The organism is Thermosynechococcus sp. M98_K2018_005 (assembly GCF_015295825.1).
In the GTDB taxonomy this organism is placed as follows: Bacteria; Cyanobacteriota; Cyanobacteriia; order Thermosynechococcales; family Thermosynechococcaceae; genus Thermosynechococcus.
Genome location: NZ_DVEH01000051.1, coordinates 15,537 through 29,977 on the forward strand (window position 1 = coordinate 15,537; position 14,441 = coordinate 29,977).

Consider the following 14,441-nt stretch of genomic DNA (forward strand, 5'->3'; position numbering starts at 1 on the left):
TGACACTGATTAAGCAGCGTTACTGAGTTGAAAACTTTTACTAAGCAACTGGCTAATACTCAGTAGTTTAATCACTTGCCCCCCTTCAATAATAGAACCAATACAACCCCTATCATGAGTGGCCAAAAAGGAACTTAATCTGATTTGTTGGTAGCGGTAGGTGATAATCCCCCGCAGATCATCAATTAGAATAGCGATTGTAGTGCTCTCTACAAGAACAACGACTGCTTTTTTTAAGGGGATGGGCGATTGCTCCAAACCTAGAGGTTCACGAATATCCAAGACAGGAATCACTTCACCCTGTAGGGGGAGATGTCCCACAACCAACTTTGGAGCATGGGGAATGGGGACGACCGTAGTAACCTCAACAAATTGGCGGATTTCGTTCAAGGGAAGGGCAAATTGCTCTCTTCCCAACTCAAACACACCCACAGTTAGAGTGTCGTCCGCAAGCTCTGTGGTTGCTGCGGTGCGGCTGAGGTGATGTTGCCGCTGCCGTAAGAGCGATCGCTGGGCTGGCGTTGCTGTTGGCCAATAGCAATCATAGAAATCATAACTGGTGTGCCGCTCCAGAACCGCTGGCGTTAGTTCTGAAGTCAGTGCTGCCACTGCTGCTGGGGCACGAATGAGGGTCTCAACATTGATAACAATCAACAACTCCTCACCCATTTGGGCTAACCCAGCCACAAAAGCAGTGTTAAGGGGGCTTAAGTGGCCATAGTCCGGCTCATGCCGCAGTTCAACTGCACTCTCTGCAACCACATCCTGAACCTGATTGACAAGGACGCCCATCGGTAATCCCGCTGCCCTTAGCAAAATAACAACATCCGTGTCGCGGCATTGGGGCGGCCTAATCCCTAAACGACAACCCAAATCCATGACCGGAATGAGATCCCCCCGCAAATTGAGTATCCCGAGAATATCGCTAGGGGCTTCTGGGATAACCGTCAACTCTGGGAGACTAAAAATTTCTTCAACGATAGATAGGGGCAGCAGACACTTCAGCCCTGCGGTCGTCAGTTGAAGATAGTCCATAGGGCACCCTAAATAAACTTCTCAATTGTGCTGAGGAGTATCTCGCGATCCACAGGTTTAGTGAGATAGGCATTGGTACCGGCCATATGTCCCTTTGCACGGTCGATGAGACCATCCTTAGCCGTGAGCATGATTACCGGAATTTCTTTAAATTTCTCAATTTTACGGATGGTGCGGCAAAACTCGAAGCCATCAATTTCCGGCATGGTCACATCCAAAAGAATGAGGGAAACATTGCGGTTATTTAACAGGGACAGCGCATCAATGGCACTAGTGGCACTAATGACTTCGTAGCGATCGCCCAAGGCCCGGCGAATCATTGCTTGCACAATGGGACTATCGTCCACCGTCAAAACAACAGGTAATTGAATAGGACTGTCCCCCGTGGTGACAAATCCCAAAAGGCCATTATTAACCCAGTGAACATAGAGGGATGCCAACGCTAGAGAATCCTTGTACAACCCCTCAGCAATATCAGCAATCGTTCTCTCACCAGTGACCCAAGTTTTTAGGTGCTGCACCGTGTCCTTGTGGTGGATGGTATCTAAAGCACCTGCATGGAGGCGAGGAATCGCTTCTAGGGAAGGAATAGTGGGATAGAGTTGCTCCCAAAGGGCTTTACGACTCTCAATCCGCTCTAGAATCCGATCAGGATCAATCCCATGGCCATCGTCACCATAGCAAAGATCGCAAACGGTATCGGGTTGAGGCTCAGCAGTACAGGTATAGGGAGCCAGTCGTTCTAAAAGTACCGTTAGGCGCTCTGTCATTGCTGACTCAATATCTTCCCAGCTCAACGCCCGTGTATTGACCACAGCTTCTAAAACACCACGATGGGAGGCCTCGGCTGTACGACTATGGGCATACTGCATTAACGTATCCATAAAGCCCACTTTCAAAACTTTTCCAAGCAGGTGGAGCAGTTCATCAGGACTAGGGAGACGGGAAGCGGCAAAGGTCAACCCTCCTTCATAAAAACCAACTCGATAGACTAAGTGGCGTTGAGTTTCTGGAATGTTTGCTGCTACTTTTAACACACCTGTAAAGCGCTGTACCTTTAAGCTTTGCAATAGTTGTGGCAGTGGCAGGATGACAGCTAAAGTTTGAGTAGAACAGTAGGTAGAATCACCAAACGCTTGCATAAATCCCCCTTTTGAAGAATCGCAGGAACATTCAACAGTAAGCTTCTATTCTTCAGTTAATTTGCCAATACTTCAGCATAAATAATGTATTTGCCAATACTTCAGGATAAATAATGTATTCGAATAATTTTATTTTTTGTTAATTTTTCGACTTTTGGAATCAAAACCTTACAAATGATACGGGGATTATAGCATACTTCTGCCCTCATGCAAGGGGCATATAGTTCTTTTTAGAAAAATTGAACAAGCTGAAAACAGTAAAAACCGCTGTAGCATAGGGTTCCATCTGGTTCTAACTAATGGGATGCGACATCACTGAATGGCTTTAGCAGCAATTTGAGCCAAGTAATGGCGAAGCATCGCCACAGTCACCCCTTGGCGTAATGGAATCACTTCATCTCCAGACCGATCTTGCAGGAGCATTTGTGCAGTTGCCAGCAGGGAGGGAATGGGATCAAACTCTTGCTCACTGAGGTGGAGTTCAATCAGTTCAACATAGGCTGCTACTGTATTGGGACTCAGAAAGATAATCCGTCGCAAATATTCTTTAGCAGCGATTTTATCCTGTTGTTCCTCCGCAAGGTGGGCAAGGAGAAAGAGGGCTGTAATATTTTCAGGATTTAGGGAGAGAATTTGCTGGCTGAGGGCGATCGCTTGGGTATAGCGACCCTGATCAGCGTGAATCTGTGCCATGAGCAATAAATAGTCTCACAGTCTTCGTTTTGAAGGCTCACAGGGAGGCTTCATGAGTTGTGGGGAATGGGATGACTTTAAAACAAAACCCACCTGCGTATTCATCCACAAGGGAAGATAAGAGAATGGTATTCCCTGTTCATCGATTAATTCGAAATATTTTTTTAAATGAGACCTTAATGCAGCATAGTCAAATCCCTTATGCTGATTCCTCTCAACATACTTCATTCGACCTAAAGTTGCATTTATAAGCTCAGAAATTGAATAATTTTCATGCCCACCATAAAAAAAACGTTTCAATATATACTTAATTAAAAATAGAACACCTTTTTCGTTTGGAACTGTTACTATAAAATATCCATTAAGACATATCGAAATTTTTTTTAAATAGTCGTCAAGATCTTCAACTGGTATATGCTCAAGTGTTTCCAATGAAATTGCTAGCGTATACAACTCTCCATTCTCATTAAACTGATGGGGAGAGTTGCACTCGTAAAATACAAATTCCTTATTACTTGAGTACTTGGCTTTTGCGATATCCAAACCATTTTCCCAGTTGGCATCATATCCAGCATATGTTAAAGGCTTTGGATTTAGATATTCTATTGATCTACCATCAAAGCAACCGAGCTCAATAACCTTACTAGTGTCCATTTTATACTTTGCCACCATATCACCCAACCATTTAAAGCGAGCAATATGAAATTTTTTACGTATTCCCTTCGAGAATAATCTCTTATTGTAATCACTATCGTTCATCATTTATCCTTTCGGTAGGCGTTGGTACACTATTAGACATAGCTTATATACTAAGAAGGTAAATCAACGATTTTCGGCATGAACCTCCCCTTTCTTCATTTTGATTCATGCAGCGCAGGCGCAATTTGCCCAGCACGGACAGACTGCTGAGGCTGTTGATGATGGCGGCGCGAACGTGGCTCTCCGCAACCTGCCGGTCAAACTCGCAGAAGAAAAGACGATCTCCCAGTTGCTTGAGGCGATACATCACATTTTCGGCAAGGCTGCAACGGCGATAGCCGGATTCCTCCTTCCAGGCTTCCCGTCCCTTGGCCGCAATCTCGGCCAGGATGGCATCGCGCGGAGGGTCGTTTCCCCAAAATGTCGCACCCTCGCGGGGCGGTATCGCCGCCTTGGCTCCCCGCTCGGCAATGGCGGCATGCGCCCCTTCGGTGTCGTAGGCACCATCGGCAGAGACTTGGGCAATTCCACCTTCCACCTGCGCCAGCAGGTCGGGGAGCACTTCGCTGTCATGCCAGTCAGCGGTGGTCACCTCGATACCCATGATGTCCCTGGCGGCGGCATCGACCGCCAGGTGAATCTTGCGCCAGGTGCGGCGCTTGCCAACGCCGTGTTGGTGCACTTTCCATTCGCCCTCGCCGAACCAGATCGTCAGGTTGCCACGATTGACCAACGCCCGGTCGTATTCCGCCCAGTTCTTCACCAGGTAGCGGCGCTTCAACTTCGCAGTGCTTTCGTCTTGCCTGGTTCTCGCAACCATCGGAATCCCTTTCTACAGTCTCAAGCCGAAGTTTGGCAGCTCATGACATTAACATTGCACCAACCGCCTCCGACGTTACCAATACTTCAGCATAAATTAATGTATTCAACTTAACTTTACTGAATGGCTTTAGCAGCAATTTGAGCCAAGTAATGGCGAAGCATCGCCACAGTCACCCCTTGGCGTAATGGAATCACTTCATCTCCAGACCGATCTTGCAGGAGCATTTGTGCAGTTGCCAGCAGGGAGGGAATGGGATCAAACTCTTGCTCACTGAGGTGGAGTTCAATCAGTTCAACATAGGCTGCTACTGTATTGGGACTCAGAAAGATAATCCGTCGCAAATATTCTTTAGCAGCGATTTTATCCTGTTGTTCCTCCGCAAGGTGGGCAAGGAGAAAGAGGGCTGTAATATTTTCAGGATTTAGGGAGAGAATTTGCTGGCTGAGGGCGATCGCTTGGGTATAGCGACCCTGATCAGCGTGAATCTGTGCCATGAGCAATAAATAGTCTTCGTTCTGTGGTTGGGATCGCTGCCCCTGCTGTGCTAGAGCAAGGGTATTGTTATAGTTACGTTCACTAAACGCGATCTGGGTTTCCTGTTGGAGGGTCAGTGGTGGTGTTGGAGGTACGGGACTCCCAGAGGTACCATTGCCCAACTGATAGACAACGGATTCGGGAAAACTAATGACTTGGAGAGGACTAACCTCTTGTCCCTGAAGTTCCGTATGTCCTGTCAGTAGATAACCCTGAGGGCGCAGCAGTGAAATAAATGTCTGTAAAATCTGCTGAATAGCTCCACTGTCAAAATAAATAAATACATTACGGCAGACGATGAGATCAACACTCGCAGGAAGCAAATCATACTCTGTGGGTGCTAGTAAATTCAGACAGCGAAAGCGTACCCATTCACGTAGGGAAGGCACAACTTCCCATCCCTGACCAGTAGCTTGGAAATAACGCTTTTGCAGGCTGGAATCTAGCCCCCGAAACGACCAGCGACCATAGACCCCTGCTTTTGCCTTAGCGATCGCCCCTTGACTGAGATCATAGCCAACAACCCTGATTTGCCATCCTGTAGCATCAGGAAGCAGTTCTTTCAGTAAAATAGCTAGGGAATAGGCCTCCTCTCCTGTGGAGCATCCTGCACTTAAAATCTGCAATGTGCGATCCTGCTGATGACGAGCGATTAAATCTGGTAAGAGGCACTCCCGCAAGACGGTCATCTGACCTTGATCTCGAAAAAAATAGCTTTCACCAGTGGTAATCAAATCCGCAAGGTGCTGCCATTCCTGCTGACAGTTGGAAGAATAGGAATTAGCTAGCAAAGCCAGATATTGGCTAGGATCCTGATATCCAAGAGCGCGGCAGCGACTTATCAGCTTGCGCACCAAGTATGGTTTATCCTGTACACGAATGCTGATCCCCGTTTGTTGGCGGATGAGGTTGATAAATTGTTCGAGTAGTTGATCATTCATCAGTTCTATCCCCTAGGGTATGCTCGTATAGGAAATACCCCAGTCTGTCAGGACTCATCAATTAAATCAATGACACAAGCATACACCCCTGAAGATGTTTGGGGGGTATTGGGGGAACCACTGGAAGTTCAAAAGGAAACAGAACGCCGATTTCAAGAAACTGAGCGTCGTTTTCAGGAGACTGAACGGTTACTGCGAGAAGAAGCACGACAACTCAACCAACAGATTGGCAAACTGGGCAACCGTCTTGGGGAATTTGTGGAATGGCAGGTACGTCCAGCCGTGCTGCGCTTATTTCAGAGTTGGGGATTCTACAGCGATGTGATCCTCCAAGATGGGAACGAGAGCCTAGAAATTGATCGATCTGTATGGTCGTTAATACTGATGAAGTAGTTCTCGTTGAGGTGAAAACCAAGCTCAGCCAAAGTGATGTCGATGAACACCTAGAGCGGATTGCCAAATTTCGCTGTTTGGCTCATCAGTATCGGGGTACAAAACTCTTGGGAGCCGTGGCGGGGATGATTGTGCCGCCTGAGGTGGCTCGCTATGCCTATCGGCAGGGTCTATTTGCGTTGGCACAGTCGGGGGATGGCGTGGCGATTCTCAACGACCCGCAGTTTCAGCTCCGCGCCTGGTAAAGCAAGGGAATTCTCTTCTGAGGTGTGGGAGCGATCGCCCCCTAGGGTATGATTGTAGGGTTAAACTCTGTGAATCGCAGGCAACACCTGACTTCAATAGGGCTTGCTGAGCGGGTTTTCCAGAGCCATTGAAAACGATTGGAATTACACATTTTAGGATGACCACCCCTTTACTCCTACGTGCTGCCCGTGGTGAAAGCGTTGAGCGTCCCCCCATTTGGTTGATGCGGCAAGCTGGACGCTACATGAAGGTCTATCGTGACCTGCGCGATCGCTATCCCTCGTTTCGTGAGCGATCGGAAATTCCTGAGCTGGCTATTGAAATTTCGCTCCAACCCTTTCGTGCCTTTGCCCCAGACGGTGTGATTCTCTTTTCGGATATTCTCACGCCCCTGCCGGGGATTGGCATTCCCTTTGACATTGTCGAGAGTAAAGGGCCGATCATTGATCCACCCATCCGCACCCTTGAGCAGGTGCAACAACTCCATCCCTTGGAACCGGAAGCGGCCTGTCCTTTTATTCGTCCGATTCTCTCGACGCTGCGCCAAGAGGTGGGCGATCGCGCCACGGTGCTGGGATTTGCCGGTGCCCCTTGGACACTTGCCGCCTATGCCATTGAGGGCAAAAGCTCCAAGGACTACATTGAAATCAAAACCATGGCCTACCGTGAGCCAGAGTTACTCCACAAGTTCTTAAACCATTTGGCCACTGCCATTGCCGACTACCTCTGCTATCAAATTGACTGTGGTGCCCAAGTGGTACAACTGTTTGATTCGTGGGCAGGTCAACTCAGTCGTCAGGACTACGATACCTTTGCCTTCCCCTACCAAAAGCAGGTGGTTCAGCAGGTCAAAGCCGCCTATTCCGATGTGCCAATCATCCTCTATATCAATGGCAGTGCCGCAGTGGTCGATCGCATGGCAGCAACCGGAGCAGATATTGTCAGCCTTGATTGGACAGTGGACATCGGTACCATTCGCCAACAGTTTCCCGCCAGTGTTGGTCTTCAGGGGAATTTAGACCCCGTCACACTCTTTGCCCCCCAGCCCGTGCTCAAGGAACGGGCGCTAGCGATTATCGAGGCAGGTCGCAAGGGTAAATATATCTTTAACCTTGGTCACGGTGTTCTCCAAGGAACCCCTGAGGAGAATGTGGGTTTTCTCTTTGATCTGGTGAAGTCCCTCGGCTCATGCGCATCTTGATCACGGGTGCCAGTGGTTGCATTGGCCAGTACATCGCTGAGGCGCTGATCCAAGAGACGGAGCACGAACTCTTTTTGCTGGTGCGGGATCCAGCACGGTTGCAGATTGATCCTCACCAAAGAGCCGGGGTGAACGTGATTCAGGCGGATCTAATGGATTTGACCCCCTTGGAACCGCTACTGCCCACCCTCGATATTGCGATCCTAACGGCAACTGCTTGGGGGGGAAAGACAGTCTTTGCCATCAACTACGAGCAAACTTGCCATCTCCTCAAGCAACTGGATCCGCAACGCTGCCAGCGGGTCTTTTATTTTTCAACGGCAAGTATCCTCAATCATCGGATGGAACCACTGCCGGAAGCAGGTACTTTGGGAACGGATTATATTCGCTCCAAGTACGAGTGTCTCCATGCTATTGAGCAATTGCCTGTGGGCGATCGCGTGATTGAACTGTTTCCAACAATGGTGTTTGGCGGTGGACCTGATGGTAAGCGTCCCTCGTTCATCACTGAGGGGATGCGCGAAGTTCTCAAGTGGTTGTGGTTGGCTCGCTTTTTCCGCGCTGATGCCAGTTTTCACTTTGTCCATGCCCGCGACATTGCCCAAGTGGTTCTCTACCTGTTGCAGCATCCTGAGTATCCGGTACCGCGTCGGGTAGCGCTGGGTAACCCGCCAATTACTGTTAACGAGATGTTGGCCCAGTTGTGTGCTGCTGCAAAGCTTCCCATTTATGGGCAAGTGCCCTTGACACTGCCAGTGATCAACTTCTTTGTGTGGGTATTTCGAGTGCAGATGTCGCCGTGGGATTATTTTTGCTTGAACTACCGCAACTTCACCTATGAAACAGTGCTAAATCCTCAAACCTTGGGGCTCACTCCCTACTGCGCGACAGTGGCGGATTTGCTACGCTGTAGTTTGGGCACGGCAGACCTCTCAACTTAACCATTGCGAAATCTTTGATGGCAGGGATTTGGTTACTGAAGTCGGAGCCAAGCGTTTTTTCTTGGCAGGATTTGCAGGCAGCGCCACAACAGACAACTTGTTGGGAAGGGGTACGCAACTACCAAGCGCGCAATTTTATCCGCGATCACATGCAGGTGGGCGATCGCGTCCTCTTTTACCACAGTCATGCCAACCCACCAGCAATCATGGGCATTGCCGCAGTCGTCAAGCCTGCCTATCCCGATCACTTTGCTTGGAACCCCGACAGTCGCTACTTTGACCCCAAAAGCACGCCTGACAATCCCCGCTGGTTCATGGTGGATATTCAGTACCGCCGCGATTTTTTGCCGCCAATTACACTTCCAGAACTGCGGCAAACACCTGGCCTAGAGGGGATGCTGCTGTTGCAAAAAGGCTGCCGTCTTTCAGTACAACCCGTCACTGAACTGGAGTGGCAGATCATTGTCGGCCTGCGATCGCCCTAGGGTTGGCGAGGCAGACGGCGCAAATAGGGTAAATTTTTGAGGTGGCGATCGCTAGAGTATTGAAAGCCAAAATCTGCATATTCTGCGGTATTCACCAGTCGCCGAAAGGCCGATAAGCCAATCCGCCGTTTGCCATCGAGGGTACTCACCTTCGAGTCGGGGTTATCTGGGTTTCCGCCCAAGAGTTGAAAGGCCTCCTCAGGAGTTAGCCACTCCTTGCTGGGATCACCGCTGGGAATTTTTTCCTCGAGGTGTTTGAGCTTGGTGACGAGGCTTTCCCATAGGTTGCGCCGAGGTTGTTGCTGCTGAGAACGAGCGGTCAGCGATCGCCACAGTAGTTGCAGTTGCCCCCCCAAATACTGGAAAAAACGCTTGATCAACCGCCCGATCTGACGCAAAAGCAGGGGTAATCCTGCGGGCGGTGGTGGGGGCGATCGCTCAATGACCACCGTACTCCAGCCGCAGGCACTACACACTTGGCGGCCAGAAGACAGTGGCTTGCCTAGACGGGCAGAACAGCGAGGGCAGGTTTCCAGCATTCGTTGCGTGTCACCCCTGATGGATCAAATTTTAGCGGAATTGCAGCGGCTACCGAGGGCGGCGATAGAAGGGCCGAGGAACCACCACTGCTGGGACTTGGCGATCGCGCACCTGTACTTCCAGTTCACGACCGATGTGGGCAAATTCTGGAAAGACATAGCCAAGGGCGATCGCCTTCCCCAAGGTGGGAGATAAGGTACCACTGGTGACTTCCCCGACGGCCTGTGCTCCCGCATAGATGCGATAGCCGTGGCGAGCAATGCCTTTGCCCACGAGTTCTAAACCCACCAATTGCCGCCCAATCCCCTGCTGCTTTTGCGCCCAGAGGGCAGCACGACCCACAAAATTGGGCTTTTGCCAATCAACCAGCCAATCGAGACCCGCTTCTAGAGGGGTGGTTTGCTCATCCATGTCTTGGCCGTAAAGGAGCATGGCCGCCTCCAAGCGCAGGGTATCCCGCGCCCCCAAGCCACAGGGAGTAACACCTGCCGCCAGCAGAGTTTGCCACAACTGTTGCCCCAGTTCTGGTGTGACAAGAATTTCCCAACCCTCTTCGCCCGTGTAGCCGGTGCGGGCTATCCAAGCGGGCTGTCCCAGTAGGTTCACTTGAGCATGGCGATAGGCCTTGATGTCATCTAGGGGGCGATCGCACAGGGGAGCTAAGGTCGCTGTCGCGGCAGGGCCTTGGAGAGCAATCAGCACCTGCGTTGCTGACTCATCAATAAGCTCAATACGGGTGGGTAAATACGTCTGAAACCATGCCCAGTCCTTGGCAGTAGTGGCCGCATTCACAATACAGCGGATTTGGCCATCATCAACGTAGAGAATGACATCATCGACAATGCCCCCGGCCTCATTGAGGAGAACGGTGTATTTTGCTTGGCCGGGCTGGAGACGACTGAGATTGGTGGGGACCCGTTCTTGCAGTGCCGCGATAGCCTCAGAGCCGCGCAGCAGAAACTTGCCCATGTGGGAAATATCAAACATCCCTACCCGCTGCCGCACCGCTTGGTGTTCTTGCAAAATGCTGCTGTACTGCAGGGGCATCTCCCACTCACCAAAGGGGGTAAACCGTGCTCCTTGATGCAGCGGATAGAGGGGGGTACGACGCAAGGCTTCAGCCATAAAGATTATCCAATTGTTGTTGCAGTTGGGCAGGGGTCAGTGCCGGTTCACGGCAGCGCAAGCCTTCACAGATAAGGGCGACTGGCTCGAGGTCATCGCGAACTTTGAGGACAGCCGTTGCCAAGTAGCGATCCCACAGGGTTGTCACCTGATCAGGGCGCACTTGGACACAGACAGGACGCAGATACCACTGCAAGGCCGCCAAAAGGCTTGGGCAACTCTGGGGTGAGGATTGCATGAGCGGACTAAAGAAACGCAGCCCCTTTTCCGCCTGTTCGAGATAAGCGGGATTCTCCGTGAGCAAGAAAAGTTGCACCAAGTTGGCGATCGCTACCCCATTAGCAGAAGGTGTAGCATTATCGAGACCTTCCCGCTGGCGCACAATCAAATCGGCTCGCTCTGGTGCATTGTAGTAGCCCCCCTCTATTGCCGCCAATTCCTGATCAAAGAGGGCTTGATACTGAGTAGCCAACGCCAACCACGGCTGCGCCGCCTCCCCCACTGCTAAGCTGGCTTGATGCAGGGCAAGCAGGGCTTGAATCCAGTAGGCATAATCCTCGGCCTGTGCCACTTCGGCCACGGTACCCCCATAGTTGAGGCGGTAAAGTTTGCCTTCTTGATATTGATGCTCGTGGAGCCATTGCGCCGCTTTAGCCGCTCGCTGCCAGTAGGTGCGCTCTCTCCAACCTTGGGCTGCCGTGGCTAAGCCAGTGATCATCAGGCTATTCCAAGCCAAAATCATTTTTGTATCAGTGACGGGGGGAATCCGTGCCGGCCAAGCCCGCCCTTTTGCAGTTGCATTATCGGTGGCCACGGGAAAGGGCTGATCCACGGGCGTATCGGCACCATAGCGGCGCCCAAAGAGTTTGCGCAGCATCGGCACTAGCACTTCAGGATTCTCTGGGGGACGCACTTGCTTGAGTACAATCTTGCCCTCGAAGTTGCCACTGGGAGAGATGTCAAAGTGGGCTTGCAGTTGTGCCAATTCCGTTGGGCTTAAGGTCTGCTCTAGCTCTGTATATTGCCAGCAATAAAAGGCACCCTCCTCGGGTTCAGGATCATTGGGACTGACAAAGCTATCGGCATCCTGCGCCGCATAGAAGTACCCCTCAGGGGCGGTCATTTCGCGATCGAGCCATTGAATTGTTTGGGCAATTGCAGCGGGAATCTGGGGGGAGCGATCGCCCTGCTGCCACAGCCGCGCTAAATAGGTCACAATTTGGCCATTGTCGTAAAGCATTTTTTCAAAGTGGGGCACTGTCCATTGAGGATCCACGGTGTAGCGATGCCAACCACCGCCAACATGGTCATAGATACCCCCCTGCAAGAGGTTGTGTCCCCGCAGCCGACACAGGTGCAACAGTTCTGGGGGATTGGGACTGAAAGCCAGCCCCTGTAGGAGCATTTGGGCGTAGGGCATCATGGGGAAGCAGGTGCCTTGGGGGCGATCGCGCAAAATCGGCGTCACTTGGCGAATCCCTGCCCTCAGGAGTTCTGCAGTCAGGGGGACGGCTTCTCCCATCTCAGCGGGGGGAGCGAGATATTGCCAGAGGGTGGCCTGTTGGGCAGCAAGCTTGTCCTTTTCTTGGTCATAGAAGCGACGCACCGCCTGCAACACCTGCAAAAACCCCGGACGGCCATAGCGCGGTTGCACAGGAAAGTAGGTACCGCCATAAAAGGGACGGCGATCCTGAGGGGTGAGAAAGATATTTAGCGGCCAGCCCCCTTGACCCGTCATCAATTGCAAGGCCTGCATATAGATGCTGTCAATATCGGGTCGCTCCTCACGATCCACCTTAATTGGCAGGAAATAGGCATTGAGATAGGCGGCAATCTCCAGATTCGAGAAGGCTTCCCCCTCCATCACCGTGCACCAGTGGCAACTGGAGTAGCCAATCGAGAGAAAAATCACCCGATCCTCGGCAGCCGCTTTGGCAAGGGCCTCATCACACCACGGCCACCAGTCAATGGGGTTTTCGGCGTGCTTGCGCAGGTAAAGACTTTGGCACTGGCTAAGGCGATTTGGCATGGGAGCGCACCATTTCAACACTAATTTGACCCGTAAAGTTGGGCACTGGCGGGGCAAGTTTGGTTACGCGTACCGCCGCTCGCTGCACTTGGGCAGGGGCAAGGCAAAGGTTCAGAATTGCTGCCGCAAGGGTCTCGATTAACTGAAAGCGCTGCTGCCGCATGAGCTGCTCAATGGCCTGCAAAAGGGGGCGATAGTCAAGGGTATCCTCCAGGCGATCGCTGGTCGCCGCTTGTGCCATATCAAACCAGAGCTTAATATCAATCTCAAACCACTGGCCGAGAATTTGTTCCTCTGGTAGGGCCCCCGTATAGCCGTAGTAGCGAATTCCCGAGAGGTGGAGACAGTCAATTGATGATTCGCTCAAGGGCATCGATCCATGACAACACAGGAAAAAATTCTGCTGGGCTTACTGATTTTTGTGCCCCTTGCCCTCCTTAACTTTATCGTCAAAATGCCGCCAATGGTGAGCTTTATCCTCAGTGGTCTCGCCATTATTCCTCTTGCGGCTTGGATTTCCAACTCCACAGAGGCGATCGCCGAAGTCATTGGCCCTGCCCTTGGGGGACTCTTGAATGCCACCTTCGGCAATGTCACTGAGATGATTATCGCTATTGTCGCCCTGCGTCAGGGTCTTGCAGAGGTGGTGAAAGCCAGTCTCAGCGGTGCCATTATTGCCAATTTGCTTTTGGGATTAGGGCTGGCCATTGTTGTTGGGGGCATCCGATTTCCAGAGCAGCAGTTCTCGGCACCTGTTGCCCGCATTAATGCCTCTGCCCTCACCCTATCTGTGATTGTGCTGATGACCCCAACGGCGATTCAGGCGGTGGCCCCCAGTGTGCAGCTTCACTTGATTGATCGCTTTTCCTACGGGTCGGCGATTTTGCTGCTGATTTTTTACAGTCTGATGTTGCTCTTTTCCATGAAAACCCATCGCCACCTCTACTTAATGGATGAGACGATCGCTGGTCAGGAACCCTCCCCTGCCGTCCATCTCAAGGTGCCCGTTGCCATTCTGCTGGTGGGTACGATTTTGCTGGTCTTTGTTTCCGACACCCTCGTGGATAGTTTGCAGGACAGCATTAGCGAAATGGGACTGACTCAGTTATTTACAGGCGTATTTCTCATTCCCGTGTTCAGCAGTGTGGTTGAGTTCATCACCTGTATCAAGTTTGCCCTCAATAATCGTATGGAAGGGGCAGTGGCGGTGGCGATTGGATCTAGCTTGCAGATTATCCTTTTTGTGGCGCCGGTGCTTGTGCTGGTGGGCTGGTTCTTGGGTCAACCGGAGATGAACCTGAGCTTCAATCCCTTTGAACTGTTGGCCGTTGTGGCTGCGGTTGCCATCACCAACTCCATTAGCAATGATGGCCGCACAAATTGGTTAGAGGGTGTCCTGCTGATGATCACCTACCTCGTGCTGGCGATCGCCTTCTTTATTCATCCATAGCGGCAATGCGGATGGCGAGACTCGAACTCGCAAGGCAAAGCCACACGCCCCTCAAACGTGCGCGTATACCAATTCCGCCACATCCGCGTAGTTCTCTGATTATAGCGCAGATGGCTGAATTTCTGAAAGTGGTGATCTGGCCTCTCAGTGGCAGAAAATTGAGG

The 14,441-nt window shown here is 51.3% G+C and carries 13 protein-coding genes, 1 tRNA gene and 2 pseudogenes; 5 read left to right on the forward strand and 11 right to left on the reverse strand.

The features are described from left to right. Positions 1-9: 9 nt before the first annotated feature. The 6 genes and pseudogenes from IGQ15_RS07455 to IGQ15_RS07480 all read right to left on the reverse strand — a co-directional run bounded on the left by IGQ15_RS07455 (position 10) and on the right by IGQ15_RS07480 (position 5,867). Positions 10-1,035 carry a chemotaxis protein CheW gene (locus IGQ15_RS07455; protein ID WP_297050357.1) on the reverse strand — a complete coding sequence of 342 codons (1,026 nt, stop codon included), beginning with the start codon at positions 1,033-1,035 and terminating at the stop codon, positions 10-12. A gap of 8 nt (positions 1,036-1,043) precedes the next feature. Beyond that, entirely contained in the window at positions 1,044-2,177 is a 1,134-nt protein-coding gene (locus tag IGQ15_RS07460; protein WP_297050360.1) for a response regulator, read from the reverse strand. Between the two features lie 312 nt (positions 2,178-2,489). Next, positions 2,490-2,870, reverse strand: a complete 381-nt coding sequence (locus IGQ15_RS07465; protein ID WP_297050362.1) for a tetratricopeptide repeat protein — start codon at positions 2,868-2,870, stop codon at positions 2,490-2,492. A 15-nt stretch (positions 2,871-2,885) separates the two neighbouring features. Further along, positions 2,886-3,629, reverse strand: a complete 744-nt coding sequence (locus IGQ15_RS07470) for a methyltransferase domain-containing protein (protein WP_297050364.1) — start codon at positions 3,627-3,629, stop codon at positions 2,886-2,888. Between the two features lie 95 nt (positions 3,630-3,724). Beyond that, a pseudogene (locus tag IGQ15_RS07475) lies at positions 3,725-4,389 on the reverse strand (IS5 family transposase). 116 nt (positions 4,390-4,505) lie between these two features. Further along, on the reverse strand, positions 4,506-5,867 hold the full coding sequence (locus tag IGQ15_RS07480) for a CheR family methyltransferase (RefSeq protein WP_297050365.1): 1,362 nt from the start codon (positions 5,865-5,867) through the stop codon (positions 4,506-4,508). A gap of 69 nt (positions 5,868-5,936) precedes the next feature. Between IGQ15_RS07480 and IGQ15_RS12065 the strand changes: the two are divergent. From IGQ15_RS12065 to IGQ15_RS07505, 4 genes and pseudogenes are all read left to right on the forward strand, one after another. Next, positions 5,937-6,505 (forward strand): annotated as a pseudogene (locus tag IGQ15_RS12065) (hypothetical protein). A 158-nt stretch (positions 6,506-6,663) separates the two neighbouring features. Further along, the gene (hemE, locus tag IGQ15_RS07495) at positions 6,664-7,707 is read left to right on the forward strand and encodes a uroporphyrinogen decarboxylase (RefSeq protein WP_297050371.1); all 1,044 of its coding nucleotides are present in this window, start codon (positions 6,664-6,666) and stop codon (positions 7,705-7,707) included. Then, positions 7,695-8,648, forward strand: coding sequence for an NAD(P)-dependent oxidoreductase (locus IGQ15_RS07500; protein WP_297050373.1), 954 nt, complete (start codon positions 7,695-7,697; stop codon positions 8,646-8,648). The genes hemE and IGQ15_RS07500 overlap by 13 nt, the downstream gene beginning before the upstream one ends. A gap of 17 nt (positions 8,649-8,665) precedes the next feature. Then, positions 8,666-9,133 (forward strand): EVE domain-containing protein, encoded by a 468-nt coding sequence (locus tag IGQ15_RS07505; protein ID WP_297050375.1) that lies wholly within the window; start codon positions 8,666-8,668, stop codon positions 9,131-9,133. Here the strand turns inward: IGQ15_RS07505 and IGQ15_RS07510 are convergent. From IGQ15_RS07510 to folB, 4 genes are read right to left on the reverse strand one after another with little or no spacing between them, the layout of a single operon-like run. Then, positions 9,130-9,672 carry a hypothetical protein gene (locus IGQ15_RS07510; protein ID WP_297050377.1) on the reverse strand — a complete coding sequence of 181 codons (543 nt, stop codon included), beginning with the start codon at positions 9,670-9,672 and terminating at the stop codon, positions 9,130-9,132. The two genes, IGQ15_RS07505 and IGQ15_RS07510, sit on opposite strands and share 4 nt — an antisense overlap. Positions 9,673-9,721: 49 nt before the next feature. Further along, complete coding sequence (gcvT, locus tag IGQ15_RS07515; RefSeq protein WP_297050378.1) at positions 9,722-10,798, reverse strand: glycine cleavage system aminomethyltransferase GcvT; 1,077 nt, start codon at positions 10,796-10,798, stop codon at positions 9,722-9,724. Next, positions 10,791-12,827 carry a thioredoxin domain-containing protein gene (locus IGQ15_RS07520; protein ID WP_297050381.1) on the reverse strand — a complete coding sequence of 679 codons (2,037 nt, stop codon included), beginning with the start codon at positions 12,825-12,827 and terminating at the stop codon, positions 10,791-10,793. The genes gcvT and IGQ15_RS07520 overlap by 8 nt, the downstream gene beginning before the upstream one ends. Further along, entirely contained in the window at positions 12,811-13,200 is a 390-nt protein-coding gene (folB, locus tag IGQ15_RS07525; protein ID WP_297050384.1) for a dihydroneopterin aldolase, read from the reverse strand. The genes IGQ15_RS07520 and folB overlap by 17 nt, the downstream gene beginning before the upstream one ends. A gap of 6 nt (positions 13,201-13,206) precedes the next feature. On the opposite strand from folB, the gene cax reads away from it, so the two are divergent. After that, positions 13,207-14,277, forward strand: coding sequence for a calcium/proton exchanger (gene cax / locus IGQ15_RS07530; RefSeq protein ID WP_297050386.1), 1,071 nt, complete (start codon positions 13,207-13,209; stop codon positions 14,275-14,277). 6 nt (positions 14,278-14,283) lie between these two features. Here the strand turns inward: cax and IGQ15_RS07535 are convergent. Continuing rightward, positions 14,284-14,364, reverse strand: a tRNA-Leu gene (locus IGQ15_RS07535). Between the last annotated feature and the right edge of the window lie 77 nt (positions 14,365-14,441).

Excerpts from the sequence above, each read along its gene's own strand:
- IGQ15_RS07455 (WP_297050357.1), bottom strand. The coding sequence starts at position 1,035 with ATGGACTATCTTCAACTGACGACCGCAGGGCTGAAGTGTCTGCTGCCC.
- IGQ15_RS07460 (WP_297050360.1), bottom strand. The coding sequence starts at position 2,177 with ATGCAAGCGTTTGGTGATTCTACCTACTGTTCTACTCAAACTTTAGCT.
- IGQ15_RS07465 (WP_297050362.1), bottom strand. The coding sequence starts at position 2,870 with ATGGCACAGATTCACGCTGATCAGGGTCGCTATACCCAAGCGATCGCC.
- IGQ15_RS07470 (WP_297050364.1), bottom strand. The coding sequence starts at position 3,629 with ATGAACGATAGTGATTACAATAAGAGATTATTCTCGAAGGGAATACGT.
- IGQ15_RS07480 (WP_297050365.1), bottom strand. The coding sequence starts at position 5,867 with ATGAATGATCAACTACTCGAACAATTTATCAACCTCATCCGCCAACAA.
- hemE (WP_297050371.1), top strand. The coding sequence starts at position 6,664 with ATGACCACCCCTTTACTCCTACGTGCTGCCCGTGGTGAAAGCGTTGAG.
- IGQ15_RS07500 (WP_297050373.1), top strand. The coding sequence starts at position 7,695 with ATGCGCATCTTGATCACGGGTGCCAGTGGTTGCATTGGCCAGTACATC.
- IGQ15_RS07505 (WP_297050375.1), top strand. The coding sequence starts at position 8,666 with ATGGCAGGGATTTGGTTACTGAAGTCGGAGCCAAGCGTTTTTTCTTGG.
- IGQ15_RS07510 (WP_297050377.1), bottom strand. The coding sequence starts at position 9,672 with ATGCTGGAAACCTGCCCTCGCTGTTCTGCCCGTCTAGGCAAGCCACTG.
- gcvT (WP_297050378.1), bottom strand. The coding sequence starts at position 10,798 with ATGGCTGAAGCCTTGCGTCGTACCCCCCTCTATCCGCTGCATCAAGGA.
- IGQ15_RS07520 (WP_297050381.1), bottom strand. The coding sequence starts at position 12,827 with ATGCCAAATCGCCTTAGCCAGTGCCAAAGTCTTTACCTGCGCAAGCAC.
- folB (WP_297050384.1), bottom strand. The coding sequence starts at position 13,200 with ATGCCCTTGAGCGAATCATCAATTGACTGTCTCCACCTCTCGGGAATT.
- cax (WP_297050386.1), top strand. The coding sequence starts at position 13,207 with ATGACAACACAGGAAAAAATTCTGCTGGGCTTACTGATTTTTGTGCCC.